Raw genomic sequence first — 23,618 nt, forward strand, 5'->3', positions numbered from 1 at the left:
ATGTCGCAGTCGAGCAATGAATCGGCGAAGGTCGCCGGCGCGACCTATACGCGCGCAGGCAAGGAGTATTTCGAGAAGCGAGGGCTGAAGCGTTCGGCCGGCATCTGGGGCCTGTGGGGCCTCGCGGTCGCCGCCGTCATCTCGGGCGACTTCTCGGGATGGAACTTCGGCATCGACTTCGCCGGATTCGGCGGCATGCTGATCGCTTTCGTGATCCTCGTGGTCATGTACTACGGCATGATCTTCTCGATCGGCGAGATGGCCGCCGCCATGCCGCACACGGGCGGGGCGTACTCGTTCGCCAGATCCGCCATGGGACCGTGGGGCGGTCTCATCACGGGTGCCGCCGAGACGATCGAATACGTCGCGACCACGGCGGTGATCGTCTACTTCTCGGCGTCGTACGCCGACGCGATCACCAGCGAGCTGCTGAACTTCTCGATGCCGACGTGGGTGTGGTGGATCATCCTGTACGTCGTCTTCATCGCGCTGAACTCGGCGGGCGCCGCGATCTCCTTCAAGTTCGCGATCGTCGTGTCGATCATCTCGATCGGCATCATCGTGGTCTTCTCGGTCATGGCGCTGGCGTCGGGCGCGTTCCAGTGGGCGAACCTGTGGGACATGGTGCCTGACCCGGGTCAGACGGAGTTCCTGCCGCACGGCGTGCTCCCGATCCTGTTCGCGCTGCCCTTCGCGATGTGGTTCTTCCTCGGCATCGAGGAACTCCCGCTCGCCGCGGAGGAGTCGCACAACCCCGTGCGCGACATCCCCAAGGCGGGCTTCTGGGCTCGCGGCACGCTCATCGTCACCGGCCTCCTCGTGCTGTTCCTCAACACGGGCGTCATCGGCGCCGAGGCGACGGGGCTCGCGGCAGAGCCGCTTCTCGACGGCTTCCGCGCGATCGTGGGCGACCAGCTGGCAGCGCTCCTCGCGCTCTTCGCCCTCGTCGGTCTGCTGGCATCGCTGCAGGGGATCATGTTCGCGTACGGACGCAACATGTACTCCCTGTCGCGCGCGGGCTACTACCCGCGGTTCCTGTCGCTGACGGGCAAGCGCCAGACCCCGTGGGTCGCACTCACGATCGGAGCGGTGATCGGCTTCATCGCACTGGTCGTACTCGACACGGTGGCCGCGCTGAACGAAGGCGCCGGCGCCGTCGCCGGGGCGATCGTGCTCAACATCGCAGTCTGGGGAGCCGTGCTCGCCTACCTGCTGCAGATGATCTCGTTCGTCATCCTCCGCAGAAAGCTGCCGAACGTCGAGCGCCCCTACCGCAGCCCATGGGGCGTCCCCGGCGCGGTGATCGCGGCGGTCATCGCTGCTCTGATCTTCGTCGGCTTCCTTCTCAACCCGACCTTCGTGCCCGCCATCGTCGCGATCGCGATCGTCTACGTCGTCATCCTGATCGGCTTCGCCCTCTTCTTCCGCCATCGCCTCGTGCTCTCGCCCGAGGAGGAGTACGCCCTTTCGGGCGGGCAGCACGGGGATCCGCAGGCCGAGGGGTACGACGCGATGGAGAAGGACGTCTTCGGCGACAAGTCCTAGCAGGGGGAGAAGCGGGGTCGAAGCCATCCGGGGGGATGCTTCGACCCCGCTCATCTGCGTCGGCGAACTTGCCGGAAAAGATGGTGGCCCTCCCGGTCCGGTCTGGCTGACCGGGCCCGAGAGGGCCGAACGCTCTCCGATTCTGGCAATGCGCCGCGGGTTATCTCGCTGGGGAACGAGCCCACTGCTGGGGACAGGGGTGTGATCCGCGTCGCTACGGGAGCTGATATCAGGCTACGCCAGGCGTTTCCTACCGTCTGTCCCCTCTTCGGCGGACAATTCCTGTGAATACGCCACGGGTGGTGAGGGGCTTTTTTCGAACGTTTCAAGGCAAAATCCGCGGAACCACGCGGTTTTCGGTCGACCGTAACGATTCCGGCGGTCAGTAGAGCAAGAACTGCTTGGACTGGGTGGAGCCGATTCCGCCGATCGAGACGCTCAGATGATACGACGCGCCACCTGCCGGCGCGGCCGGGCGGTTCGCGTCGGCGCAGCTGCCGACTTCCGAACGCGTGCGGTCCCATGTGACGGGCGTGGCGCTCGAGACGGTCTGGCCGGCAGCGAGCAGCACGATCATGTCGCTCGGCTCGCTCTGGCAGTCCGTCGAGCGCCACCACGTATCGGCACCGCTGGTGATGGCGAAGACCTGCGTCGTCGTGCCGACGTTGAGCGAGCACGCCGGACCGTTGTTCGTGAGCGTGATGGAGAGCCCGGGATTCTGTCCGGCTCCGTACGTGTCGGCATCCGTCACGGCCTCGACGACGATGTCTCCCGCATCGCACGCCTTGGCAGTGGGGGTGCCGGATGCCGCGGGCTCGGGCGTCTCGGCGGCGGGCGTCTCACCCGTCGCCGCTTCCGAGCCGTCGGTCACCGCGGGCAGCTCGGTCGCCGCGACATCGACCGCGTCGGTTTCCGGCGGGGACGATGTGGATGCCTGGCCCCGCCACGGGGGCGCGACCACGAGCCACACGATGACGGCGACGACCAGCACCAGACCGCCGAGCAGCACCAGTCGGCGACGGCGGTAGACCGCCGGCGAGTGCCGTCTGCGCGGTGTCGTGCCGGTCATGCGGCCATGGTAAGCACGCGGCGGCGCCCAGCCCGGGCGGCGCGCGGCGCACGGGCGCCGCGGGCGCCGGAGAGCGCTGGTCAGCGCGTGCGGAGTCCGTCGAGCGCGACGGTCATGACGTCGGAGGCGAGGTCGGCGGCGGACTCGGATCCTGCGGGCCGGTACCACTCGACGATCGAGTTGACCATGCCGAAGATGAGCCTCGTCGCGACCGAGGCGTCGATGTCGGCGCGCACCGAGCCCTCGGTCTGCGCGGCGCGCACGAGCCCCGTCACCTCGTGATCGAAGGCGCGGCGCCGCTCGAGGGCGCGTCGCTCGACGTCGCTGTTGCCCCGCACCCGGAGCAGCAGCGTGACGTACGGCAGCTTCTCCACGAGAACACGCACCGCCCGCTCGAGGACGTATCCGAGCCGCTCACCGGCGGTCGCCCGAGACGCCCCGCTCTCGCGGAGAACGCCTTCGAGTGCGCCGAGAGCCTCGTCGAGCGCGACGCTGAGCAGCTCCTCCTTCGAGGCGAAGTGGTGGTAGAGCGCCGACTTCGACAGCCCGAGACGCTCGGCCAGTGCCGCGACGGACGTCGCGTCGTAACCCAGCTCGATGAAGACCTCGACGGCGACCCCCAGGATCTGGTCACGGTCGTAGCCCGGTCGACCGCGGCGCGGCGCCGGCGCGGAAGCCTCGAGGTCTGACACGGGCTCAGTCTGGCACGACGGGGTGCGTTTGCCGTGCGGCATCCCATCCGTCATACTGATTTCCTGAACGTTCGGTTGGTAATTCAGGAGTACGTCATGGTCGACGCCTCGCCTTCGGCACACGGGCGCGCGGAGGATGCCCCGTGATCGTCGAGCGACGACACGACCGCGTCATCGCGACGCTCGATCGCCCCGAGCGACGCAATGCGATCGACCAGGAGACGATCTCCGCGCTCCATGACCTGTGCGCCGAGCTCGAGGCCGAGCCGCGCACGCTCATCGTGACGGGGTCGGGCGGCGTCTTCGCATCCGGCGCCGACATCGCCGAACTCCGCGAGCGCACGGCCGAGGACGCCCGGCGCGGCATCAACGCGACGGCATTCATCCGTGTCAGGGAGCTGCCGATGCCCGTCATCGCGGCACTCGACGGCTACGCGCTCGGCGGCGGTGCCGAGCTCGCACTGGCCGCAGACCTGCGCATCGCGACGCCTCGACTGCGCTTCGGCAACCCCGAGACCGGGCTCGGCATCATGCCCGCCGCGGGCGCGACGTGGCGCCTGCGCGAGATCGTGGGCGAAGCCCGCGCGGGCGAGCTGCTGCTCACGGGGCGCATCCTCGACGCCGATGACGCTCTCGACTGGGGCATCGTCGCCTCGCTGCACGACCCCGACGCTCTGCTCGACGCCGCGCACGGGCTCGCCGACCGCATCGCCGCGAACGACCCGCTCGCCACGATGCACACGAAGCGCGCCCTGCACGCCCCCCGCGACCAGCACCCGGCCATCGAGCTCGAGCTGCAGGCCGAGCTGTTCGAGAGCCCCGAGAAGCACCGCCGCATGACGGCGTTCCTCGAGAGGCGGGCATCCCGATGACCGCGCCGCAGCGGGTCGGCGTGCTGGGCGGCGGTCGCATGGGTGCCGGCATCGCGCACGCGTTCCTGCTCGCGGGCTCGCGCGTTCACGTCGTCGAGCGCGACGCCACGGCGATGGATGCCGCATCCGCCCGCATCCGCGCCGGTCTCCGCCACTCGATCGAGCGCGGCACGACCTCCGTCGCCGAGTTCGACCTGCTCGAGGCTCTGTCGCTGGGCACCGAGATCGCCGCCTTCGCGGACGCCGACCTCGTCATCGAAGCCGTTCCCGAGGATCGCGCGCTGAAGACCGAGGCCCTGACTCGCGCCGAAGCGGTGATGGCTGCGGCATCCATCCTCGCCTCCAACACCTCCTCGATCTCGATCGACGACCTCGCGATCGGGCTTCGACGGCCGGAGCGCTTCATCGGGATGCACTTCTTCAACCCCGTGCCGGCGTCGTCGCTCGTCGAGATCGTGGTCGGCACCGCGACGCACGGTCCCGTCGTCGAGTGCGTCGAGGACTGGGTGGCGTCCCTCGGCAAGTCGCCGACCACGGTGCGCGACTCCCCCGGCTTCGCCTCGAGCCGCCTCGGCGTCGCGCTCGGACTCGAGGCGATCCGCATGCTCGACGAGGGTGTCGCGTCGGCCGAGGACATCGACGCCGCGATGGTGCTCGGATACCGGCATCCGGTCGGCCCCCTCCGCACGACCGACATCGTCGGACTCGACGTGCGTCTCGGGATCGCCGAAGAACTGCACGATCGTCTCGGACCGCGCTTCGAACCGCCCGCTCTGCTGCGCCGCATGGTCGCCGAGGGACGACTGGGCCGAAAGAGCGGACGAGGCTTCTACGAATGGGAGAACGACTCGTGACCGAGATCCTGCCGAGCTACCTCCAGGGCGCGTGGTGGTCGCCTGCCGACACGACGGACGCGAGCGAGGTGCGGGATGCCTCGACCGGCGACCCTGTGACGCTCGTGAGCACGGCGGGCATCGACCTCGAAGGTGCGCTCGCGTACGCCCGTGACGTCGGTCAGCGCGGTCTCGGTGGCCTGACATTCCACCAGCGGGCGGTGCGGCTCAAGCAGTTCGCGCTCGCGCTCACGGAGCGCAAGGAGGAGCTGTACGCCCTGTCGTCCCGCACGGGTGCCACGAAACAGGACTCGTGGGTCGACATCGACGGCGGGATCGGCGTCCTGTTCTCGTACTCGGGCAAAGGCCGCCGCGAGCTGCCGAACGCGAAGGTGTACGTCGACGGGCCCGTCGAGCCGCTGTCGAAGGACGGCTCGTTCCTCGGCCGCCACATCTACACGCGGCTCCCCGGCGTCGCGGTGCAGATCAACGCCTTCAACTTCCCCGTCTGGGGCGCGCTCGAGAAGTTCGCCCCCGCCTTCCTCGCGGGCGTGCCGACCATCGTCAAGCCGGCGACCCCGACGGCCTACCTGGCCGAGGCGTTCGTGCGGATCCTGGTGGAGTCCGGGCTGTTGCCGGACGGCTCGCTCCAGCTCGTGAGCGGCGCGGTCCCCGGACTGTTCGACCATCTCGGGCTCGGCGACCTCGTGGGGTTCACGGGGAGCGCGTCGACGGCCGAGAAGCTGCGCGCGCAGGCGGCCGACGGCGTGCGCTTCACGAGCGAGACCGACTCGATCAACGCCTCGATCCTCGGACCCGACGCGACGCCGGGCACCCCCGAGTTCGATGCCTACGTGCGCCAGCTCGTGACCGAGATGACGACGAAGGCGGGCCAGAAGTGCACCGCGATCCGCCGGGCGCTCGTGCCCGCGGCATCCGTCGACGCCGTCATCGACGCCGTGCGCGCCCGTATCGACGAGCGTGTCGTCGTCGGCGACCCGCGCACCGAGGGCGTCACGATGGGTCCCCTCGCCTCGATCGCCCAGCGCGACGAGGTGCTGCGCCAGGTCTCGCGACTGGTCGACGCCGGCGGCGAGATCGTGGTGGGCTCGACGGGCGGCGAGGGGGCGTTCGTCTCGCCGATGCTGGTGAGATTCCGGGATGCCGCCACCCCCGCCGCGCACGAGGTCGAGGCCTTCGGGCCCGTGGCTTCGGTTCTGCCCTACGACACGGTCGGAGAGGCGGCGGAGCTCGTCGCCCGTGGCGGCGGATCGCTCGTCACGAGCATCGCGACGCACGACCCCGAGATCGCGGTCGAGCTCACGACACGCATCTCGGCCTTCAACGGCCGCGTGCTGCTGCTCGACCGCGATGACGCCCGCTCCTCGACGGGGCACGGCTCTCCGCTGCCCAACCTCGTGCACGGCGGCCCCGGCCGTGCAGGCGGCGGCGAGGAGCTCGGCGGCATCCGTGCGGTGCTGCACCACATGCAGCGCACCGCCGTGCAGGGCTCGCCCGAGATGCTCACGGCCCTGACGGGGGTCTGGCACGCGGGGGCGACCGCGCGGCCCGACGGGCGCCATCCGTTCCGCAAGTCGCTCGCCGAGCTGCGGATCGGCGACCAGGTGGCGTCGGCATCCCGCGAGGTCACGCTCGACGACATCGAGACGTTCGCGCACTTCACGGGCGACACGTTCTACGCGCACATGGACGAGGAGTCCGCCGCCGCGAACCCGTTCTTCCCGGGCCGTGTCGCACACGGCTACCTGCTCGTGTCGTGGGCCGCGGGTCTCTTCGTCGACCCCGACCCAGGCCCGGTGCTCGCCAACTACGGCCTCGAGAACCTGCGCTTCATCACCCCCGTGTCCCCCGGCGACGAGATCCGCGTCGACCTGACGGCGAAGCAGATCACACCGCGCGAGACCGACGAGTACGGCGAAGTCCGGTGGGATGCCGTCATCCGGAATCAGGACGACGAGACCGTCGCGACCTACGACGTGCTGACGCTGGTGGCGAAGTCGTGAGCGTCGACCCCGCGGAATGGTTCGCCGGGGAGCGCCGGATGCTCCTCGCCGATCGCGCATCGGCGGCTCTCGGCATGGCCGTCGAGCTCGACGAGCCCCATCACGCGATCGTGTCGATGCCCGTGCGGGACGACATGACGAACGGATTCGGGCTGACCCATGGCGGCATGGTGTTCTCGCTCGCCGACACGGCGTTCGCGATGGCCTGCAACGACGGCGACCGGGTCACCGTCGCCGCGGGCGCCGACATCGCCTTCCTGGCGCCGACGCGGCCGGGTCAGACCCTCACGGCAGAGGCGAGACTGCGCGCCGGCGGCGGCAGATCGCGGCTCTACGACGTCACCGTCACCGACGAGACGGGAGCGGTGGTCGCCGAGTTCCGTGGGCGATCCGTCACGACCCGTGACCAGCTCGCCTGACGGAGCCCCGGTCGGACGGCTGCCCGTGACGGTCAGGCGGTGATGCGCGCCTTGTCGTAGGTGTCCGAGCCGAAGCCGAGGATGAGGAATCCGATCGCCGAGAGCAGCCAGATCAGGAAGATCGAGAACGCCGCTCCCTTTCCGAAGCCCTTGCCGATGCGGAGCGACACGATGATGTGGAAGACGATGTTGACGATGGGGATGAGGTAGAGCAGCCCCAGCCAGGCCGAGAATCCGGCCACCTTCACCAGGACGAAGGTGTTCACGATCGGGATGATGGCGAGCCATCCCGGGTAGCCGGCCTTGGTGAAGACCTTCCACAGTGCCACGACGAGAAGGACGTACCAGGCGAGCCCGATCACGATCCAGACGGTGTGCAGGGGGGAGTACTCGATGGGCGTGACGACGGAGGCGAGGGCGTTCATGGCTCACAGCATACTGTCAGGTTCGGCAGCATCCACTCTCTCCTCCCGCGGCGGCGCGCCGATCTGGCATAATAACTAAACGATCGTTCTGTAAAGACCTGGAGTCGAGGATGACCACGGAGAACACCGACGAGCAGACCCGGTTCGACGACCTCATCGCCGCCGACTCGCGCATCGAGCCACGGGACTGGATGCCGGAGGCCTATCGCAAGACGCTGATCCGGCAGATCTCGCAGCACGGGCACTCCGAGATCATCGGCATGCAGCCCGAGGGCAACTGGATCACCCGCGCGCCGAGCCTCAAGCGCAAAGCCATCCTGATGGCGAAGGTGCAGGATGAGGCGGGCCACGGACTCTACCTCTACTCCGCCGCGCAGACCCTCGGCATCACGCGCGACGAGATGACCGACCAGCTGATCTCGGGCAAGGCGAAGTACTCGTCGATCTTCAACTATCCGACCCCGACCTGGGCCGACATGGGCGCGATCGGGTGGCTCGTCGACGGCGCGGCCATCTGCAACCAGGTGCCGCTGTGCCGCGCGTCGTACGGACCATACGGCCGAGCGATGGTGCGCATCTGCAAAGAGGAGTCGTTCCACCAGCGCCAGGGCTTCGAGATCCTGCTGACCCTCATGCAGGGCACCTCCGCGCAGCGCGCGATGGCGCAGGACGCCGTGAACCGCTGGTACTGGCCGAGCCTCATGATGTTCGGACCGCCCGACGACCAGTCCCCGAACTCGGCGCAGTCGACGGCGTGGAAGATCAAGCGCTTCTCGAACGACGAGCTGCGTCAGCGATTCCTCGGGATGCTCGTGCCCCAGGCCGAGATCCTCGGGGTCACGCTCCCCGACGAGAACCTGCGCTGGAACGAGGAGGCGGGGCGGTACGACATGAGCGAGATCGACTGGACCGAGTTCTTCGAGGTGCTCGCGGGCCGCGGACCCATGAACGCCGAGCGCCTGCGTGCGCGCCGCGAAGCCCACGAGAACGGCGCGTGGGTGCGCGAAGCGGCCGCCGAGTACGCGCGCAAGCAGGCGGCCAGGGCGGTGGCGGCGTGACGACTCCCGGAGCTCGCCCCGAAGAGCAGTGGCCCCTGTGGGAGGTCTTCGTCCGCGCGAATCGCGGCCTCAGCCACGTCCACGTCGGCTCGCTGCACGCGCCGGACGCCGACCTCGCCGTGCGCAATGCGCGCGATCTGTACACGCGCCGCGGCGAGGGCGTCTCCATCTGGGTCGTGCCGGCCGACGCGATCACGACGAGCGACCCCGATGCCAAGGGCGCGTACTTCGAGAGCCCCGCGGGCAAGAACTACCGCCACGCCGTGTACTACACGGCGTCCGAGGGGGTGCCGCACCTGTGACAGACCACGATGTCCACGTGTCCGTCGACGCCCTCGACCTCGCCGACGAGTTCGTCGAGGCGATGGATGCCACGGCCTCCCCCGACGTCGCCGAGTACGCCCTCTGGCTCGGCGATGACGCGCTCATCCTGTCGCAGCAGCTCGGATGGTGGATCGCTCGGGCCCCCGAGCTCGAGGAGGACGTCGCACTCGGCAACATCGCGCTCGACCTGCTCGGTCACGCGCGCTCGCTGCTCCGCTACGCCGGGACGGCCGACGGCCGGACCGAGGACGACCTCGCCTACCTCCGGGACGAGTCCGAGTTCCGCTCGGCCTGGGTCGTGGAGCAGCCCAACGGCGACTTCGCGCAGACGATCGCGCGCCAGCTCATCGTCTCGACGTACATGTTCGAGCTGTACTCGGCCCTGCGCCATTCCGGCGATGCGACGCTCTCGGCGATCGCCGAGAAGTCGCTCAAAGAGGTCGACTACCACCGCGACCACGCGGTGCAGTGGACCCTGCGACTCGCGGGCGGCACCGAGGAGTCGCGGGAACGGATGCTGCGCGCGGTCGCCGCGACGTGGCCCTATGTCGACGAGCTCTTCCGCGACGAGCCGCTCACCGGCCGTCTCGACGGCATCGCCGCGCGACCCTCCTCGCTGCGCGCCGGCTTCGACGCCGTCATCGACGCGGTCTTCGCCGAAGCCGAGATCACCGTGCCCGCAGGATTCGTGTCGGCCGGCGGTGGTCGCGACGGCCGCCACTTCGCGACCATGGGCTACCTCCTCGCCGAGATGCAGGTGCTCGCACGACAGCATCCGGGTGCGACGTGGTGACGCGCACCGAGGCGTGGGCCGTCGCCGCGTCGGTGACCGACCCGGAGGTCCCCGTGCTCACGATCGAGGACCTCGGCGTGCTCCGCGACGTCGAGGTCGACGGAGATCGTGTGATCGTGACGCTCACGCCCACCTACAGCGGCTGCCCGGCGCTCGAGACGATGCGCGACGACGTCGTGCTCGCGCTCACGCACGCGGGATATGAGCGGGTCGACGTGCGCACGACCCTCTCCCCCGCGTGGACGACGGACTGGATGACGGATGCCGGCAAGCGCAAGCTCACCGAGTACGGCATCGCTCCGCCCTCCGGCCGCTCGGCCGTCGGCCAGGGTCCGATCCGGCTGCGCCTGGCCGTGAAGTGCCCGCGGTGCGGGTCGCTCGACACCGTCGAGATCGCCCGGTTCGGATCGACGTCGTGCAAGGCGCTGTACGAGTGCCGTGGATGCCTCGAGCCCTTCGACCACTTCAAGGTGCTGTGATGGCCACCGCCGCGCGCGAACGCGCGCTCTCCGACAAGCCGCAGCGCCGGCGGGCGCGCTTCCACGAACTCGAGATCTCGGGCATCCGCCCCCTCACGGCCGAGAGCATCGAGGTGACGTTCGCGGTGCCGCCGGAGCTGCACGGCGAGTACGACTACCTGCCGGGGCAGTACGTCGCCCTCCGCGCGCACGTCGACGGCCGCGAGGTGCGGCGCAGCTACTCGATCTGCCGGCCGCCCGCACCGGGGTCGATCAGCGTCGGCATCAAACGCGACCTGGGCGGGCTGTTCTCGGTCTGGGCGCACGAGAACCTCGCCGTCGGCGACCGCATCGACGTCATGAGCCCCGAGGGCGCCTTCACGTCGAACCTTCCCGACCTCGATGGAGCCCACCTCGCCGGCATCGCCGCGGGGTCCGGCATCACACCGATGATGTCGCTCGCGGCATCCGTCCTCGCCGCGTCGCCCACCGCCCGCTTCACGCTCGTCTATACCAACCGCGCGACGCAGGACGTCATGTTCCTCGAGGACCTCGCCGACCTCAAAGACCGCTACCCCGCACGGCTCGCACTGCACCACGTGCTCTCGCGCGAGCAGCGCGCGGCGCCGCTCCTCTCGGGCCGCATCGACGGCGAGAAGCTCGACGCGATCCTCGACCGCCTCCTGCCCCCGACGTCCGTCACGGAGTGGTTCCTCTGCGGACCGTTCGAGCTCGTGGCGCTCTGCCGCGAGACGCTCGAGCGACACGGGGTGGCGGCGTCCGACATCCGCTTCGAGCTCTTCACGACGGACGCCGACGGCCCGCGTGTCGATCGCGGCCGCCCTGTCGAGGTGCGCGTCGGCGATGAGATGCGCACGATCGAGTTCCGGCTCGACGGCCTGTCGTCGACCGTCGAGACGCCCGTCGCCGCCGACGAGGCGATCCTCGACGCGGCGCTGCGCGTGCGCGGCGACGTGCCGTTCGCGTGCGCCGGCGGCGTCTGCGGCACGTGCCGGGCCCGCGTCGTCGACGGCTCTGTGCGCATGACCCAGAACTTCGCGCTCGAACCCGAGGAGCTCGATCGCGGCTACGTGCTCACCTGCCAGTCCCACCCGACGACCGAACGGGTCGTCGTCGACTACGACGTCTAGGAGCATCATGATCGACCTCGCCATCGACGGCGCCGTCGCCCACGTGACGCTGAACGCCCCCGAGAAGCTCAACGCACTCGACGAGACGGCCCTCGTCGAGCTGTCGGCGGCGTACGCCGAGGCCGAGGCATCCGGAGTCCGCGCTCTCGTGCTCACGGGCGAAGGCCGCGCCTTCTGCGCCGGACGCGACATCTCGCACGTCGACCCGCGCGACGACGACGTCATGGGCTACCTCGATGGTCTCGTGACACCCCTTCTGCGCCGGATGGCCGCCTTCCCCGCCCCGACGTTCGCCGCCGCACAGGGGGCGTGCCTCGGCGTCGGGCTCGGCCTGCTCGTCGCGACCGACGTCGTGTACGTCGCCGACACCGCGAAGATCGGCTCGCCGTTCGCCGCGCTGGGCGCGACCCTCGACTCGGGCGGCCACTCCCTGTTCGCCGAACGTCTCGGCATGCACCGCACGCTCGACCTCATCTATACGGGCAGGCTCATGTCGGGAGCCGAAGCCGTGGCATCCGGTCTGTTCTCCCGCGTCTTCCCCGCCGACGAGCTGCGGCAGCAGACGATGGATGCCGCGGCCCGCGCGGCATCCGGACCCACGGCCGCGTTCATCGCGAGCAAGAGGCTGCTGGCGCGCCAGCGCGACGAGAAGCTCACCATGTGGCAGTCGATCGAGCTCGAGAACGCCGCGCAGACGGCGCTGTGCGACACCGACGACTACCGCGAGGGCTTCGCCGCGTTCCAGGAGAAGCGGACGCCGACGTTCAGAGGCGCTTGAGCATGCGCGTGTTGCCGAGCGTGTTCGGCTTGACGTGCGCGAGATCGAGGAACTCGGCGATGCCCTCGTCGGGGCTGCGCACCAGCTGCGAGTAGACGTCGGGATCGACGACCTGCTCGCCGATCGGCGAGAAGCCCCGGCGCTGGAAGAACTCGACCTCGAACGTCAGGCAGAACAGCCGGCTGAGTCCGAGGGCGCGGGCGTTCGCCTCGAGGCCCTCGACGACGGCACGGCCGACGCCGCGGTGCAGCCAGTCGTCGGCGACGATGAGCGTGCGCACCTCGCCGAGGTCCTCCCACATGACGTGGAGGGCGCCGCAGGCGATGAGGCGGCCGTTCTCGTCCTCGGCGACGAGGAACTGCTGGACGGCCTCGTAGAGCACGACGAGGTCTTTTCCGAGCAGGATCCGGCGCTGCACGAACGGCTCGAGGAGCGTCTGGATGCCGCGCACGTCGGCGCTGCGCGCCGCCCGCACGATGTATCCGCTCACGGGTCCAGCCTAGAGCCGGGAACGACGAAGGGCGGATGCCGAAGCATCCGCCCTTCGCGTGTTCTGAGGTTACGCGATCGCGATGTCGGGGGTCGCGGCGATCTCGCCGGCGACGGCACCGATCGCGACCTTGTCGCCGCGCGGGCCGTTCTCGAAGACGAACTCGCCGCCCTCGACGTCGACCTTCACGTGATCGCCCGCATTCAGCTCGCCGTGCAGGATCTTCTCGGACAGGCGGTCCTCGACCTCTCGCTGCATCGCGCGACGCAGCGGACGCGCACCGAGGGCCGGGTCGAACCCGATCTCGATGAGGCGCTCCTTCGCCGACTGCGACAGCTCGATCGTCATGTCGCGGTCGAGCAGACGGTCGCCGAGGCGCTTCGTGAACAGGTCGACGATCTGCACGAGCTCGGGCTTGGACAGCTGAGGGAAGACGATGATGTCGTCGACACGGTTGAGGAACTCGGGCTTGAAGTGCCGCTTGAGCTCCTCCTGCACCTTGCCCTTCATGCGGTCGTACGACGTCGCGTTGTCACCCTCGACCTGGAACCCGACCGGCCCGCCCGCGATGTCGCGAGCGCCGAGGTTGGTCGTCATGATGATGACGGTGTTCTTGAAGTCGACGACCCGGCCCTGACCGTCGGTCAGTCGACCTTCTTCGAGGATCTGCAGGAGCGAGTTGAAGATGTCGGGGTGAGCCTTCTCGATCTCGTCGAAGAGCACGACCGAGAACGGCTTGCGGCGCACCTTCTCGGTGAGCTGGCCGCCCTCTTCGAATCCGACGAATCCCGGGGGGGCACCGAACAGGCGCGAGACCGTGTGCTTCTCACCGAACTCCGACATGTCGAGCGAGATGAGCGCGGCCTCGTCGTCGAAGAGGAACTCGGCGAGCGCCTTGGCGAGCTCGGTCTTGCCGACTCCGGTGGGTCCGGCGAAGATGAACGATCCCGAGGGACGCTTCGGGTCCTTGAGCCCCGCGCGCTGACGACGGATCGTCTTCGACAGGGCTGCGATCGCCTCTTCCTGGCCGATGACGCGCTGGTGCAGCGCCTTCTCCATGAAGACGAGGCGGCTGGACTCCTCCTCCGTGAGCTTGAAGACCGGGATGCCGGTCGCCTGTGCGAGCACCTCGGCGATCAGGCCCTCGTCGACGACGGCGTGCGTCGCGACATCCCCGCTCTTCCACTGCTTCTCGAGACGCAGGCGCTCAGCGAGCAGCGACTTCTCCTCGTCGCGGAGGGCGGCGGCCTTCTCGAAGTCCTGGTCCTCCGACGCCTGCTCCTTCTGGCGGCGGACTTCGGCGATCTTCTCGTCGAACTCGCGCAGCTCGGGCGGGCTCGAGAGGATCGACAGGCGCAGGCGGGCGCCGGCCTCGTCGATCAGGTCGATCGCCTTGTCGGGAAGGAAGCGGTCCGAGATGTAGCGGTCGGCGAGGTTCGCCGCGGCGACGATCGCGCCGTCCGTGATCTGCACCTTGTGGTGCGCCTCGTAGCGATCGCGCAGGCCCTTCAGGATGTTGATCGCGTGGGGCAGGCTCGGCTCGGCGACCTGGATCGGCTGGAAGCGGCGCTCGAGGGCGGCATCCTTCTCGAAGTGCTTGCGGTACTCGTCGAGCGTCGTGGCGCCGATCGTCTGCAGCTCACCGCGAGCGAGGAGCGGCTTGAGGATGGATGCCGCGTCGATGGCACCCTCGGCGGCACCGGCACCCACGAGCGTGTGGATCTCGTCGATGAAGACGATGATGTCGCCGCGCGTGCGGATCTCCTTGGTGACCTTCTTGAGCCGCTCTTCGAAGTCACCGCGGTAGCGGGACCCGGCGATGAGCGAACCGAGGTCGAGGGAGTAGACCTGCTTGTCCTTGAGCGTCTCGGGCACGTCGTTCTTGACGATCGCCTGGGCGAGGCCCTCGACGACGGCGGTCTTGCCGACGCCGGGCTCGCCGATGAGGACGGGGTTGTTCTTGGAGCGGCGCGAGAGGATCTGCATGACCCGCTCGATCTCCTTCTCGCGACCGATCACGGGATCGAGCTTGTTGTCGCGCGCGGCCTGCGTGAGGTTGCGGCCGAACTGGTCGAGCACTGCAGAGCCACCCTGGGCAGCCTGGGTCGACTCGCTCGCGGCGCCGCTGACGGCGGCGGGCTCCTTGCCCTGGTAACCCGAGAGCAGCTGGATGACCTGCTGGCGCACCTTGTTGAGGTCGGCGCCGAGCTTGACGAGGACCTGGGCGGCAACGCCCTCGCCCTCGCGGATCAGACCGAGCAGGATGTGCTCCGTGCCGATGTAGTTGTGGCCGAGCTGCAGCGCTTCGCGCAGCGACAGCTCGAGCACCTTCTTGGCGCGCGGCGTGAACGGGATGTGACCCGTCGGCTGCTGCTGCCCCTGGCCGATGATGTCCTGCACCTGCTCGCGCACGGCGTCGAGCGAGATGCCCAGGGACTCGAGCGCCTTGGCGGCGACCCCCTCGCCCTCGTGGATCAGACCGAGCAGGATGTGCTCGGTACCGATGTAGTTGTGGTTGAGCATCTTCGCCTCTTCTTGGGCGAGGACGACGACACGACGGGCACGATCCGTGAATCTCTCGAACATCATTCAAACCTCCGGCACAGGGGCCACGCGGCGCGATCTCGCGCCTTGTAAAGAGGGTAACGAGGCGATGGATGCCGGGTGCCCGTGTTCGCCGTCGGCATAGCGCGCCGCGGACATCGCGCCGTCCGGTCGGAGGATCACGCAGGAGTCGGACGACCAGCGCACAATCCTCCGACTGAGGCGCGATCCTCCGACCGAACGAATGAGGGGTTGACGCGCAGCATCCGTCGCCATATCGTTTTTCGATAACAACGACTATCGATATGGAGAACTCGTGCTCACATCCCTCGTCGGGTGGCACACCGCCATCCTGCTCCTCATGGTGGGTGTGCCCGTCGTCCTCGCGGTCATCCTCTACCGACGCGCTCGGCGAGCGCGAGCGACGGGAGACCCCGCCCCCGTCGTGAGTCTCACCCTCACGATCGCCGCGTTCTACGGTGCGCTCTGTCTCATCGGAGCGGTGATCGGGCTGGTCGTGAACCTCGCCGGCGACACCGTGCTCATGACGGTGCCGACCTCGTCGTACTGGCCCTTGCCCCTCCCCGGCGTCACGATCGACACGGGCTCCACGAGCGTCGTGGGCGGAGGATTCACCGAGGCCGAACTGTCGATCGCGGGCGCCCCACCCGCGGCGCGCGTGCTGTGGGCGATCGGCCAGTTCATCGGTCTCCTGGTCCCGACCGCCATCGCCGGACTCATCGCGCTCGTGTGCTTCCAGCTCCTGCGTGGCTCCGCGTTCGCACCCGTCGTCGCGCGCGCCTCGATGATCACGGCTGTCGTCGTCCTCCTCGGCGGGCTCGGCACCCAGCTCCTGTGCGGATGGGCCGGCTCGATCGCTTCGGACGCCGCGCTGCGGTGGCAGTCGGCCGACATCGTGGGCTACCCCGAGGGCGTCACTCCCGACCTTCTGCTGCCCAGCCCCGCCTTCAACCTGACGATCGACTTCTGGCCGATCGGGGCGGCCCTCGCCTTCGCCGCCCTGGCGGCGGTGTTCCGGTACGGCTTCTCTCTGCAACGCGAAACGGAAGGACTCGTCTGATGACCGTTCCCCGCACGCCCGTCACGATCTCGCACGGCATGGAGCGCGGCATCCTGATCCTCTTCATGGCGGCCGCCGGTGTCGTCGGTCTCGCCGTGCTGCTCCCGCCTCTGCGCCGACTGGGAGCGCTGATCGGCGGCGAGACCACGCTGTCGATGCTCACCCGGGCCGATCTGCCGCACTCCGGATCCACCGAGACCGGAGCATCCATCGCCGCCGCCACCTACGAGTCCGCGTGGGTGACGGCGACCGGCCTCAGTGACGCCGCGCGCTGGATGATCGGGCTCGGCATCGCGCTCGGAGCCCTCACTGCCGCGGTGACCGTCGGCGCGATCGTCTACTTCCTGTTCCTGCTGATGTGGAAGCGGCCCTTCCACCGATCCCTCATCGTCGCGACGCAGATCGCCGGCGCAGCGCTGCTGATCGGCAGCCTCCTGGCCGGCGGACTGGGCGGTCTCGGACGCATGATGGCGGCGGACGAGCTCAACCCGGTCGCGAACGATGTCTTCGTCGTCGGGTTCTCGTTCGAGCCCGGCGTGCTGCTCGCCGGCATCGCAGTGCTCGCCCTGTCGCTCGTGTTCAGCTACGGCACGAAGCTGAAGCGCGACACGGAAGGGCTTGTGTGATGGATGCGGCGGCCCTCCGCGACCGCGACGCCGTCGAACCGGTGCTCGTGTGACGCCCGCGGACGACGATGAGCCGACCGGCGTCCATTGCCGACTGGACGAGCTCCTCGAGGCGCGGGGGATGACCCTGACACGCCTGTCGGAGCTCGTCGGCGTCTCGGTCGTGAACCTGTCGATCCTCAAGAACGACCGGGCGAGGGCCATCCGTTACTCGACGCTGTCGGCCATCTGCCGGGCACTGGACTGCGAGATCGGAGACCTGCTCGTCCGTGCCGACTGACGGGAGCGTCAGAGCGCCGGCTGATTGATTCCGAGGATCGGGATGACGACCTCGCCGGACGTGCTCGTCAAGGTCAGCTCGACATCCGGCACACCGGCCAGGCCGTCGGCGTAGGCGAGCATGGCGCTCGGCGCCATGTCGGCCGTGCACACCTTGTCGGCCGGGACGCCGGAGAGGGATGCCGTCACCGCGGCGTCACCGGTCACCTCGGTGCTCGTGATGTACTCCGGGCAGGTCGAGGAGCCCCACAGCAGCACGACGAACGTGCCGTCGAGGTCCGTCCACCCGGCGCTCGGCATCATCTCGGACGGCCCGTCGACGGTGAGACCATCGATCCCCGCGAGATCGACGCTCCCGTCGACTCCCGCGCCCGTGACCGTGATGGCGAGGTCCTTCGAGGGGTCCACGCCCTCCGGCAGCTGGACGGGTGTCACGCGCGGTACGTAGTCCATCGTGCACGGGGTCTCGGGGTCGAGCTCGGCCAGGGCGACCGAGAGCGAGCCGTCGCTCTCGACGGTCGCATCCTCGGCCTCGGGCACGCAGGTCGAGGAGCCCTGTGTCACGACACCGATCATGCGTCCGCCATCGATCCACGCCGCGTCGATCATGGTCTCTTCGGATCCGCCGCCGCCGTCGCCGTCGCCGCTCGAGCCTGCGGACATCGGCGCTCCGCTCGCACACGCGGCCAGCGACGCGACGATCAGCGCGGCGAAGCCCAGGGAGGCGAACGAGCGAAGCGATCGGGACGTCATGGCATGGGCTTTCAGTTGGAGCCGACGATCGGGATGCGGACGTTGTCGAACTCCCCGCCCGTGAGGATCGCGAAGACGCCGTCGTCCTCCTCCGGACCGTCGACGGCGATGACCTGACCTCGCGGGGCCATGTCCATCGTGCAGACCTGATCGGCCGGCGGGGTCTGGAACGTCAAGGTCACTTCCGCCGCGCCGGTGGCCTCGGCGTTCTCCAGGACCGGGAGGCACGTGGACGATCCCCACGTCAGCAGCACGAACTCCCCGTCGGTGTCCGTCCATCCCGCGCTCGGCAGGTAGTCGGTCTCGCCGCCGGCGGCGAGGTCCGCGACGCCCTCGAGGTCGGTCTCGCCGTAGGTCCCTTCGCCGGTGACCCAGATGTCGAGATCCTGCGTGGGGTCCACGCCCTCGGGTACCTGGACGAGCGTGACGCGCGAGACGAGGTCCTTCGTGCAGGGCGTGTCAGCTGCGGGCTCCTCGAGGACGACCTCGAGCGACCCATCGCTGAGTGTGACGTCGCCGGCCGTGGGGATGCACGTGGAGCTGCCCTGGGTCACGAGACCGATCATGCGGCCACCGTCGAGCCACGCGGCGTCGACCTCGATCTCGGTCCCCGTGTCGGAGTCGGTGGGCGTCGGTGCACCGGCGCTGCCGGCGGGAGTCGCGCAGCCGGCGAGGAGTGCGACGAGAGCGATCGCGCCGAGCGCGACCGGGACGGAACGGTTCATGAGACCCCCTGAGAGCATGCTTGAACACCGCGACCCGCGGCATCCACACCCATATGGTGTCGCAACCACCGCGGATGTCTCAGGTGAACCGGGAAGTCGTCACGAAATCGCGACTATTGCAAGGCCGACGTGAGACGCGCGAGGTTGTCGAGCACGGTCGAGCGCAGCGGCTGCCGCTCCCACTCGTCGAGGGTGAGCTCGCGGCTGAGGTCGCGGTACTGCTGTTCGACCGTCCGCATCTCGCGGATGAACTCCTCGCCGCGCACGAGCATCGAGATCTCCATGTTGAGACCGAAGGAGCGCATGTCCATGTTGCTCGACCCGATGATCGCCACTTCGTCGTCGATCGTCATGGACTTCGAGTGGAGGATGTACGGCTTCTGGTACATCCAGATCTTCACACCCGCGCGCAGCAGAGCCTCGTAGTAGCTGCGCTGCGCGTGATAGACGAGGGCCTGGTCGCCTTCCTCCGACACGAAGAGCTCGACGTGCAGGCCCCGCTGGCACGCGGTCGTGATGGCGAGCAGCAGCGCCTCGTCGGGTACGAAGTACGGACTCACGACGATGATCTTGCGCTGCGCGGCATACAGCAGCCCGGCGAACAGCTTGAGGTTGTTCTGGAACTCGAACCCCGGACCCGAGGGGATGATCTGGCAATCGAGGTCACCGGGGCCCGACGAGACGTCGAACAAGTCGATCTCGTCGGTGAGCACTTCGTCGGTCTCGCTGTACCAGTCCGAGAGGAAGACAGCGTTGATGGATGCCACGATCGGCCCCTCGACGCGCACCATGAGATCCACCCAGTGCAGTCCGCGCTTGATGTTCTTCTTCAGGTTGTACGTCGAATCGGTGACGTTCTGCGAACCCATGAACGCCGCCGAGCCATCGACGACGAGCAGCTTGCGGTGGTTGCGGAGATCCGGCCGCTGGTACTTGCCCTTGAGGGGCTGGACAGGGAGCATGAGGTGCCACTGGGCGCCCATCGCGTCGAGACGCTTGAGCGTCTTCTTGAAGAAGGGCTTGCCGCGGTTGGCCCAGTGATCCAGCAGCACCCGGACCGTCACGCCGCGCGCCGCGACCTCTTCCAGCGCACGGAACAGATTGTCGGTCGCGGCATCCGTCTGCAGGATGTAGAACTCGACGTGCACGTATCGCTCGGCCTTGCGGATCTCCTCCGCCATCGCGTCGAGACTCTGCTGATAGTCCGAGATGAGATGCGCCGCGTTGTCGCCGGCGAGCGGCATGGCACCGAGATTGCGGTTGAGCGTGACGAGAGACGTGAACCACTCGGGCGCGTGCGGCCGCAGCGTGCCGAAGTCGAGATGCTCGCTTGTGTCGTGGATGTAGGTGTTGATCTGCTCCTGCATGCGCCGGCGCTTGCGCGGCAGGCGCGGGTTGCCGATCAACAGGAACAGCAGCACGCCGATGAACGGGATGAAGTAGATGGCCAGCAGCCAGGCCATCGCCGCCGTGGGGCGACGGTTGCGCGGCACGATGATCACGGCGGCGACGCGGATCACGAGATCCACGATGAAGACGACGAAGACCCACCATGTCCAGTCGAACGTGATGCTGATCACTCGCCGATGCCTTTCCCCCGCGTCGAAGACGTGAGCCCCAGCGTAGTGCGCGAGTGGATCAGCGACCGGTCGCGGGAGTGGATGCCTCGTCCTGCGCCGCGATGGCGGCTGGCTGTGGAGGAAGCCCGAGCCTCGCGCGCTCCTCCGCTTCGATGCGCGCGTACTGCCGGCGCTCGTTGCGGTCGGCGCGGATGACGCTGCGGAGCACCCAGAAGAACAGCGCGCTCACCACGACCGTGGGGAGGAGCGACCACAGCACCGCGGCCCAATAGCTGTCCATGCCTAACAGGATACGCGGGGTTTCGGAGCAGGCCCTCTCCGGTCGGCGTCCTCTCCTCCCCGGCGCCGGCCGCACGCCCGGATTCCGGCGTGTCGCCCGAGCCGACTTCTCCGCCGTTCCGCGCGGACCAGGCTCTCGGCATGACCACCATCATCAAGGCGGACAACCCGGCCGACTTCCTCACCCTCGTCCCTCGCATGCTCGGCTTCCGACCCGCACGCAGCCTCGTCGCGATCCCGTTCGCGGGCACGCGCAGCCTCGGCGCCATGCGGTTCGACCTTCCACAGAGCGATGTCGAGGCCGCTGCTGCGACCTGCCTCGGCCTCGTATGCCGCATCCCGGACGCCTCGGCCGTCGCGTGGGTCGTCTACACGGACGAGCCTTTCGCGCCGCACCGGGATGACGGGCTGCCGCATCGCGATCTGATCGCCGCGATCGAACGGTGCTCCGATGCCTGCGGCATCCGGCTCCACGACGCACTCTGCGTCGCGCCGGATGCCTGGGGCTCCTATCTCGATTCCGCCTGCCCTCAGGCCGGATGGTCACTCGCCGAGCTCGGAGATCCGGACGAGGAGATCGACGACCACCCCCTGGTCGCCGCGCTGCCGGCCGTCGACCCGGCCGATGTCTCGACGCTCGCGACCGCCCTGACCTCACTCGATGCCGCCATCCGCGTGCTCTGCGGCGGACTGCCGGAGTCGGGCTTCGGCCGGGCGGCTTCCGAAGCCGCGGTCGCGCGCGTCGATCCGCAGGCACTTGCAGCGGCGACCGCGCTCGACGATCTTCCGATGTTCTTCGAAGAGGCGCTCCGCGACGATGACGGATCCTTCCGCCCCTACGATTCCGCGCTGCTCGCCTGGTGCTTCGCGCGTCCGATGCTGCGCGATGTCGCCCTCTCGCAGTGGTGTCTCGGATTCGACGCAGGAGACGATGTGCTGGATGCGCAGCTGCGCTCGCAGGGCGGCGAGGAGTATCCGTCGCATCTCGCGCTCCACATGTGGGGCGAAGGCGAGCGACCCGACCCGGATCGTCTGCGTGCCGCCATCACGACGGTGACGCGGGTCGCGTCGCTCACGACGGGCGAGGCCCGTGCGGGCGCACTCGCGACCGCAGCGTGGATGTCGTGGGCACTCGGCCGCTCGACGCTCGCCGCTTCGTATGCGCGCCTGGCGGTCGACGCGGTTCCGGCGTACGGCCTCGCTGAGATCGTGCTGGCCTTCACGCAGGCAGGTCACCTGCCCGACTGGGCCTTCCGGCGCAGCCCCGCGTGAGGGCTCTACTTGACGAGCGGGAAGAGGATCGTCTCGCGGATGCCGAGGCCCGTGATCGCCATCAGAAGACGGTCGATCCCCATGCCCATGCCGCCCATGGGGGGCATGCCGTGTTCCATCGCGCGCAGGAACTCCTCATCGATGGTCATCGCCTCGGCGTCGCCGCGCGCCGCGAGCTTCGCCTGCTCGACGAACCGCTCGCGCTGGATGACGGGGTCGACGAGCTCCGAGTAGCCGGTCGCGAGCTCGAAGCCGCGCACGTAGAGATCCCACTTCTCGACGACACCCGGGATCGAGCGATGCTCGCGCACGAGCGGGCTGGTGTCGACGGGGAAGTCCATCACGAACGTCGGCTTGGTGAAGGAGTCGAGGACGAAGTGCTCCCACAGCTCCTCGACCCACTTGCCGTGGGTCGCGTGCGGCGGCGCCTCGACGCCCGCCTTCGCGCCGAGCGCGGCGAGATCGGCGACCGATGTCTCGGGGGTGATCGTCTGACCCGAGGCTTCGGAGAGCGAGCCGTACATCGATACGCGGTCCCAGTCGCCGCCCAGGTCGAACTGCGTTCCGTCGGCCCACGTGACCGTCGTCGAGCCGGCGACTGCGATCGCGGCGTTCTGGATGAGCTCCTGCGTCAGATCGGCGATGCCGTTGTAGTCGGAGTACGTCTGGTAGGCCTCGAGCATCGCGAACTCGGGGCTGTGGGTGGAGTCTGCGCCCTCGTTGCGGAAGTCGCGATTGATCTCGTACACGCGCTCGATGCCGCCGACGACGGCGCGCTTGAGGAACAGCTCGGTCGCGATGCGCAGATAGAGCTCGGTGTCGAAGGCGTTGGACTTCGTCACGAACGGACGGGCACTCGCACCGCCGGGCTGGACCTGGAGGATCGGCGTCTCGACCTCGACGAAGCCGTGGCCGTCGAGGGTGTTGCGGATGCTCGTGTTGACCTTCGCGCGCGCGCGAACGGTGTGACGCGCCTGATCGCGCACGATGAGATCGAGGAAGCGCGAGCGCACGCGGCTCTCCTCGCTGAGGTCCGTGTACATGTTCGGCAGCGGCAGGAGCGCCTTCGAGGCGATGCTCCACTCCGAGACCATGACCGAGAGTTCGCCGCGACGGCTCGAGATGACCTCGCCCGAGACGAAGACGTGGTCGCCGAGGTCGACGAGCTCCTTCCACGACTGCAGGGACTCCTCGCCGACACCGGCGAGCGAGACCATCGCCTGGATGCGGCTGCCGTCGCCCGCCTGGAGCGTCGCGAAGCAGAGCTTGCCCGTATTGCGGCTGAACACGACGCGGCCCGCGATCGCGGCCGTGACGCCGGTCTCGGCCCCGGCCTCGAGATCGCCGAAGCGCTCGCGCAGCGCCGGGATCGTGTCGGTGATCGGAAGGCTCACGGGGTACGCGCCGCCCGCGGCATCCTTGCGCTCCGCGATGAGCCGCTCGCGCTTGGCGAGACGCACGGCCTTCTGCTCGAAGATGTCCTCTTCGGTGGGCTCGGGCGAATCGGGCTGTTCGGTCATGACGGGGCTCCTTGCAAAGTCGCCGCCA

25 protein-coding genes are annotated in these 23,618 nt (G+C 68.8%); 15 read left to right on the top strand and 10 right to left on the bottom strand.

What is annotated here, in order from left to right; all coding sequences use genetic code 11:
* Complete coding sequence (locus tag ACTIFV_RS18200; RefSeq protein ID WP_439594220.1) at window positions 1-1,545, top strand: amino acid permease; 1,545 nt, start codon at window positions 1-3, stop codon at window positions 1,543-1,545.
* A 382-nt stretch (window positions 1,546-1,927) separates the two neighbouring features.
* On the opposite strand, the gene ACTIFV_RS18205 is transcribed toward ACTIFV_RS18200, so the two are convergent.
* Together ACTIFV_RS18205 and ACTIFV_RS18210 are read right to left on the bottom strand one after the other, a co-directional pair.
* Window positions 1,928-2,614, bottom strand: a complete 687-nt coding sequence (locus ACTIFV_RS18205) for a hypothetical protein (protein ID WP_439594221.1) — start codon at window positions 2,612-2,614, stop codon at window positions 1,928-1,930.
* A gap of 80 nt (window positions 2,615-2,694) precedes the next feature.
* Window positions 2,695-3,306, bottom strand: coding sequence for a TetR/AcrR family transcriptional regulator (locus ACTIFV_RS18210; RefSeq protein WP_439594222.1), 612 nt, complete (start codon window positions 3,304-3,306; stop codon window positions 2,695-2,697).
* Window positions 3,307-3,449: 143 nt separating this feature from the next.
* Here ACTIFV_RS18210 and ACTIFV_RS18215 point away from each other — a divergent pair, with 143 nt between their 5' ends.
* The 4 genes from ACTIFV_RS18215 to paaI are packed head-to-tail and all read left to right on the top strand — an operon-like array spanning window position 3,450 to window position 7,454.
* The gene (locus tag ACTIFV_RS18215; protein WP_439594223.1) at window positions 3,450-4,178 is read left to right on the top strand and encodes an enoyl-CoA hydratase/isomerase family protein; all 729 of its coding nucleotides are present in this window, start codon (window positions 3,450-3,452) and stop codon (window positions 4,176-4,178) included.
* A complete protein-coding gene (locus ACTIFV_RS18220) occupies window positions 4,175-5,032 on the top strand; it encodes a 3-hydroxyacyl-CoA dehydrogenase family protein (RefSeq protein ID WP_439594224.1) in 858 nt (285 codons plus the stop codon). The genes ACTIFV_RS18215 and ACTIFV_RS18220 overlap by 4 nt, the downstream gene beginning before the upstream one ends.
* Window positions 5,014-7,035, top strand: coding sequence for a phenylacetic acid degradation bifunctional protein PaaZ (gene paaZ / locus ACTIFV_RS18225; protein WP_439594225.1), 2,022 nt, complete (start codon window positions 5,014-5,016; stop codon window positions 7,033-7,035). Before ACTIFV_RS18220 ends, paaZ begins: the two co-directional genes overlap by 19 nt.
* A 38-nt stretch (window positions 7,036-7,073) precedes the next feature.
* The gene (gene paaI / locus ACTIFV_RS18230) at window positions 7,074-7,454 is read left to right on the top strand and encodes a hydroxyphenylacetyl-CoA thioesterase PaaI (RefSeq protein WP_439594262.1); all 381 of its coding nucleotides are present in this window, start codon (window positions 7,074-7,076) and stop codon (window positions 7,452-7,454) included.
* Window positions 7,455-7,486: 32 nt separating this feature from the next.
* Here paaI and ACTIFV_RS18235 read toward each other — a convergent pair whose 3' ends face one another.
* Window positions 7,487-7,879 (bottom strand): DUF5684 domain-containing protein, encoded by a 393-nt coding sequence (locus ACTIFV_RS18235; protein ID WP_439594226.1) that lies wholly within the window; start codon window positions 7,877-7,879, stop codon window positions 7,487-7,489.
* A gap of 110 nt (window positions 7,880-7,989) precedes the next feature.
* Between ACTIFV_RS18235 and paaA the strand changes: the two genes are divergently transcribed.
* The 6 genes from paaA (at window position 7,990) to ACTIFV_RS18265 (ending at window position 12,441) form a co-directional block, all read left to right on the top strand.
* Complete coding sequence (gene paaA, locus ACTIFV_RS18240; protein ID WP_439594227.1) at window positions 7,990-8,937, top strand: 1,2-phenylacetyl-CoA epoxidase subunit PaaA; 948 nt, start codon at window positions 7,990-7,992, stop codon at window positions 8,935-8,937.
* Window positions 8,934-9,239 carry a 1,2-phenylacetyl-CoA epoxidase subunit PaaB gene (gene paaB, locus ACTIFV_RS18245; protein ID WP_439594228.1) on the top strand — a complete coding sequence of 102 codons (306 nt, stop codon included), beginning with the start codon at window positions 8,934-8,936 and terminating at the stop codon, window positions 9,237-9,239. The genes paaA and paaB overlap by 4 nt, the downstream gene beginning before the upstream one ends.
* Before the next feature lie 62 nt (window positions 9,240-9,301).
* The gene (gene paaC / locus ACTIFV_RS18250) at window positions 9,302-10,054 is read left to right on the top strand and encodes a 1,2-phenylacetyl-CoA epoxidase subunit PaaC (protein ID WP_439594263.1); all 753 of its coding nucleotides are present in this window, start codon (window positions 9,302-9,304) and stop codon (window positions 10,052-10,054) included.
* Window positions 10,048-10,533: a 1,2-phenylacetyl-CoA epoxidase subunit PaaD gene (gene paaD / locus ACTIFV_RS18255; protein WP_439594229.1), complete on the top strand. Its 486-nt coding sequence runs from the start codon at window positions 10,048-10,050 to the stop codon at window positions 10,531-10,533. Before paaC ends, paaD begins: the two co-directional genes overlap by 7 nt.
* A complete protein-coding gene (gene paaE / locus ACTIFV_RS18260) occupies window positions 10,533-11,663 on the top strand; it encodes a 1,2-phenylacetyl-CoA epoxidase subunit PaaE (RefSeq protein ID WP_439594230.1) in 1,131 nt (376 codons plus the stop codon). The genes paaD and paaE overlap by 1 nt, the downstream gene beginning before the upstream one ends.
* 7 nt (window positions 11,664-11,670) lie before the next feature.
* Window positions 11,671-12,441 (top strand): enoyl-CoA hydratase/isomerase family protein, encoded by a 771-nt coding sequence (locus tag ACTIFV_RS18265; protein WP_439594231.1) that lies wholly within the window; start codon window positions 11,671-11,673, stop codon window positions 12,439-12,441.
* Here ACTIFV_RS18265 and ACTIFV_RS18270 read toward each other — a convergent pair.
* Both ACTIFV_RS18270 and ACTIFV_RS18275 read right to left on the bottom strand, forming a co-directional pair.
* Window positions 12,428-12,931: an amino-acid N-acetyltransferase gene (locus ACTIFV_RS18270; protein ID WP_439594232.1), complete on the bottom strand. Its 504-nt coding sequence runs from the start codon at window positions 12,929-12,931 to the stop codon at window positions 12,428-12,430. The genes ACTIFV_RS18265 and ACTIFV_RS18270 overlap by 14 nt on opposite strands.
* Before the next feature lie 69 nt (window positions 12,932-13,000).
* Window positions 13,001-15,517 (bottom strand): ATP-dependent Clp protease ATP-binding subunit, encoded by a 2,517-nt coding sequence (locus ACTIFV_RS18275; protein WP_439594264.1) that lies wholly within the window; start codon window positions 15,515-15,517, stop codon window positions 13,001-13,003.
* 274 nt (window positions 15,518-15,791) lie between these two features.
* Here ACTIFV_RS18275 and ACTIFV_RS18280 point away from each other — a divergent pair, with 274 nt between their 5' ends.
* From ACTIFV_RS18280 to ACTIFV_RS18290, 3 genes are read left to right on the top strand one after another with little or no spacing between them, the layout of a single operon-like run.
* Window positions 15,792-16,556: a hypothetical protein gene (locus ACTIFV_RS18280; RefSeq protein ID WP_439594233.1), complete on the top strand. Its 765-nt coding sequence runs from the start codon at window positions 15,792-15,794 to the stop codon at window positions 16,554-16,556.
* Window positions 16,556-17,182, top strand: coding sequence for a hypothetical protein (locus ACTIFV_RS18285; RefSeq protein ID WP_439594234.1), 627 nt, complete (start codon window positions 16,556-16,558; stop codon window positions 17,180-17,182). Before ACTIFV_RS18280 ends, ACTIFV_RS18285 begins: the two co-directional genes overlap by 1 nt.
* Window positions 17,183-17,231: 49 nt before the next feature.
* Window positions 17,232-17,462 (top strand): helix-turn-helix domain-containing protein, encoded by a 231-nt coding sequence (locus ACTIFV_RS18290; RefSeq protein WP_439594235.1) that lies wholly within the window; start codon window positions 17,232-17,234, stop codon window positions 17,460-17,462.
* Window positions 17,463-17,470: 8 nt separating this feature from the next.
* Here ACTIFV_RS18290 and ACTIFV_RS18295 read toward each other — a convergent pair whose 3' ends face one another.
* From ACTIFV_RS18295 to ACTIFV_RS18310, 4 genes are all read right to left on the bottom strand, one after another.
* Entirely contained in the window at window positions 17,471-18,214 is a 744-nt protein-coding gene (locus ACTIFV_RS18295) for a hypothetical protein (RefSeq protein WP_439594236.1), read from the bottom strand.
* Window positions 18,215-18,225: 11 nt separating this feature from the next.
* Entirely contained in the window at window positions 18,226-18,939 is a 714-nt protein-coding gene (locus tag ACTIFV_RS18300; protein WP_439594237.1) for a hypothetical protein, read from the bottom strand.
* 113 nt (window positions 18,940-19,052) lie between these two features.
* Window positions 19,053-20,519 carry a cardiolipin synthase gene (gene cls, locus ACTIFV_RS18305; protein ID WP_439594238.1) on the bottom strand — a complete coding sequence of 489 codons (1,467 nt, stop codon included), beginning with the start codon at window positions 20,517-20,519 and terminating at the stop codon, window positions 19,053-19,055.
* 58 nt (window positions 20,520-20,577) lie between these two features.
* The gene (locus tag ACTIFV_RS18310; RefSeq protein ID WP_439594239.1) at window positions 20,578-20,799 is read right to left on the bottom strand and encodes a hypothetical protein; all 222 of its coding nucleotides are present in this window, start codon (window positions 20,797-20,799) and stop codon (window positions 20,578-20,580) included.
* Window positions 20,800-20,939: 140 nt separating this feature from the next.
* Here ACTIFV_RS18310 and ACTIFV_RS18315 point away from each other — a divergent pair, with 140 nt between their 5' ends.
* The gene (locus tag ACTIFV_RS18315; RefSeq protein ID WP_439594240.1) at window positions 20,940-22,070 is read left to right on the top strand and encodes a DUF4192 family protein; all 1,131 of its coding nucleotides are present in this window, start codon (window positions 20,940-20,942) and stop codon (window positions 22,068-22,070) included.
* A 5-nt stretch (window positions 22,071-22,075) separates the two neighbouring features.
* On the opposite strand, the gene lysS is transcribed toward ACTIFV_RS18315, so the two are convergent.
* Window positions 22,076-23,590, bottom strand: a complete 1,515-nt coding sequence (gene lysS / locus ACTIFV_RS18320; protein ID WP_439594241.1) for a lysine--tRNA ligase — start codon at window positions 23,588-23,590, stop codon at window positions 22,076-22,078.
* Between the last annotated feature and the right edge of the window lie 28 nt (window positions 23,591-23,618).

The organism is Microbacterium sp., from assembly GCF_051860965.1.
Lineage (GTDB): Bacteria > Actinomycetota > Actinomycetes > Actinomycetales > Microbacteriaceae > Microbacterium.